This is a genomic window from Calidithermus roseus, from assembly GCF_003574095.1.
Lineage (GTDB): Bacteria > Deinococcota > Deinococci > Deinococcales > Thermaceae > Calidithermus > Calidithermus roseus.
In genome coordinates this window covers 1-2,324 of the sequence record NZ_QWLA01000146.1, presented here as the reverse complement: position 1 = coordinate 2,324, position 2,324 = coordinate 1, and the positions used below count along the sequence as shown (strand labels likewise).

General features: G+C 66.1%; 3 protein-coding genes and 1 pseudogene. 3 read left to right on the top strand and 1 reads right to left on the bottom strand.

The window, feature by feature from the left end; translation table 11 throughout:
- Window positions 1-166, top strand: a pseudogene (locus tag Mrose_RS19565) (thioredoxin-disulfide reductase); the annotation flags it as partial.
- 301 nt (window positions 167-467) lie between these two features.
- Complete coding sequence (gene rlmB / locus Mrose_RS18185; protein ID WP_119280631.1) at window positions 468-1,178, top strand: 23S rRNA (guanosine(2251)-2'-O)-methyltransferase RlmB; 711 nt, start codon at window positions 468-470, stop codon at window positions 1,176-1,178.
- Here the strand turns inward: rlmB and Mrose_RS18180 are convergent.
- Complete coding sequence (locus Mrose_RS18180) at window positions 1,128-1,850, bottom strand: TerC family protein (RefSeq protein WP_119280630.1); 723 nt, start codon at window positions 1,848-1,850, stop codon at window positions 1,128-1,130. The genes rlmB and Mrose_RS18180 overlap by 51 nt on opposite strands.
- A gap of 152 nt (window positions 1,851-2,002) precedes the next feature.
- Between Mrose_RS18180 and Mrose_RS18175 the strand changes: the two genes are divergently transcribed.
- The coding region (locus Mrose_RS18175; protein WP_119280629.1) for a M20/M25/M40 family metallo-hydrolase at window positions 2,003-2,324 on the top strand (322 nt) is incomplete at its 3' end.

The window sequence follows — 2,324 nt, the reverse complement described above, 5'->3', positions numbered from 1 at the left end:
CTACACCAGCGTGCCGGGGATCTTCGCCGCGGGGGACGTGGCCGACCCGGTCTACCGCCAGCTCACCACCAGCGTGGGGGCGGGCACCCGGGCTGCCATGGCCGCCGAAAAGTACCTGGCTGAGCACCAGGTTGCCCAAATTCCCTCTCCCGTAGCCAGCGAGTAGCTTTCTTCCAGCTGCCCGCCGCCTCTAGAGGCGGCGGGTTTGATTGACCCACCGTCGGCACCGTTGACTGCTCACCAAGCTCTACCGCGCCCTCGAGCCCGCCGCCACCCAGGAACTCGCCGCCGAACTGCTCGACTTGCCCTTCAGCACCTACCGCCGCCACCTGACCCAGGGGCTCGAGCGTGTCACCGAATGGCTGTGGCAGAGGGAGTTGTACGGGTTTGGTTGAGGCGGGGTCGATGGTCGATGGCCCAACGTTGAAGGCAAAACGCTGAATGCCCAAAGATTTAGACTGGAGCCTATGCTGATCTACGGACGCAACCCGGTTTTAGAAGCCATCAGGGAAGGCCGAGTGAGCCGGGTTTGGGTGGCCAGGGGGGTCGAACCCTGGCTGCTGCGGGAGCTGGAGAAGCTGAACGCAGACTACGAGCAGGTGCCGCGCATCGAGCTCGACCAGCGCCTGCGCACCACCCATCACCAGGGCATCGCCGCCGAGGTGGCCGAGCTGAAGTTCTCCGATCCCGAAGCCCCCTTCGAGCTGGCGAAAACGCGGGGGGAAACCCTGCTACTGGTGCTGCTGGATGGCATCACCGACCCGCGCAACTACGGGGCCATCATTCGCAGCGCGCTGGCGCTGGGGGCGCACGGAGTGGTGAGCGAGGAAAGGCGCAGCGCCCCCCTTTCGGCACTGGTGCTCAAGGCTTCGGCGGGGACGGCGCTCAAGCTGCCGCTGGTGCAGGTGAAGAACATGGCCCGCTACCTCGAGGAGCTCAAGAAGCGGGGAGTTTGGGTGTACGGGGCGGCTGGAGAAGCGGCCAAAGACCTCGAGGCCCTCGATTACAAGCGGCCCCTGGCCATCGTCATCGGCTCGGAAGGCGAGGGTTTGCGGCGGCTGGTAGCCGAGCGCTGCGACGAGCTGCTGCGCATTTCCATGCACCCCGAAGCCGAGTCGCTCAACGCCTCAGTCGCGCTGGGCATCATCTTGTACCGGGTCCGGCTGGGGCGTGCGTAAGGCCAGGAAACCCCCGCCCAGCATGATGCCGAGGGTTCCGGCCCAGAACACCGCCTGGGGCACGTGCAAAGCCAGCTCGGGCCGCCCCAGGAGGTCGCTGGCCTTGCTCCAGCCCTCCATCCCCAGCTTGATCCCGGCCCAGCCCACCACCGCGTAGGCCACCTGCTCGAGGTGGGGATAGCGCTCCATCACCCGCACCATCCAGCCCGCCGCCAGGCGGATGAGCAGGATCCCGATGGCCACGCCGGTGAAGATCACCCAGAAGACCTTGCTGAAGGCCACCACCACCAGCACCGAGTCGATGGCGAAGATCAGATCGACCACGTTGAGCATCACCACCACCCGCCAGAAGGAGGGTGGGCGAGCGGGGGGGCGTTCTTCCTCCACGATCCGGCGGCGGTTGTAGTGCAGAGCGTGTCGTATTGCCAGATAGACCAAGTAAAGCCCCCCCAGCACCTGTATCCACCACACCTGGATGATGACGGTGGCGAAGAACAATACCAGCGCCCGCAGCCCATAAGCTCCCAGCAGCCCATACAGCAGCGCCCGACCCCGCTGGTCGGGATCCAGGGGCCGCACCATCACCGCCAGAACGACGGCATTATCCACCGAGAGGACGGCCTCGAGGACCACGATGGTCAGGATTACCAGCAGCGCGCCCCCGAGGTCCATGGGACCAGCATTCCCCAAAACCCGGCGGACAGGCAAGCCCATGGCTGGCAAAGGGGTGGTCGGTCACTGGCGACGGGCGGGCATGGGCGTTTGAGCTTCGACAATCTCGTGGCGCTGCCCAGCGAGGGCTCTTATGCAGTAAGGTATGCCCCATGGATTTGGCACACTCCCTTTCGCGGCTGATCCAAGCCGAGAGCTATTCGGGCCACGAGGAGCGCGCGGTGCGGGTGCTGGTGGGCCTTTTGGAAGAGCTGGGGCTAAAGGCCGAGGTGGACGAGGCAGGGAACGTCGAGGCCGTGCTGGGCTCGCAGGAGCCGGAGATCTTGCTCACCGGGCATATCGACGTGGTGCCTGCCGGAGACCCTGGGGCCTGGCCTCACCCGCCTTTCGCCGGGGTCATCGAGGGCGGGAAGGTGTGGGGGCGCGGGGCGGTGGACATGAAAGGGCCGCTGGTGGCGATGCTGGGGGCCATAC

What these genes read in the sequence shown, in the direction of transcription:
- rlmB (WP_119280631.1), top strand. Translation starts at nt 468, where the DNA reads ATGCTGATCTACGGACGCAACCCGGTTTTAGAAGCCATCAGGGAAGGC.
- Mrose_RS18180 (WP_119280630.1), bottom strand. Translation starts at nt 1,850, where the DNA reads ATGGACCTCGGGGGCGCGCTGCTGGTAATCCTGACCATCGTGGTCCTC.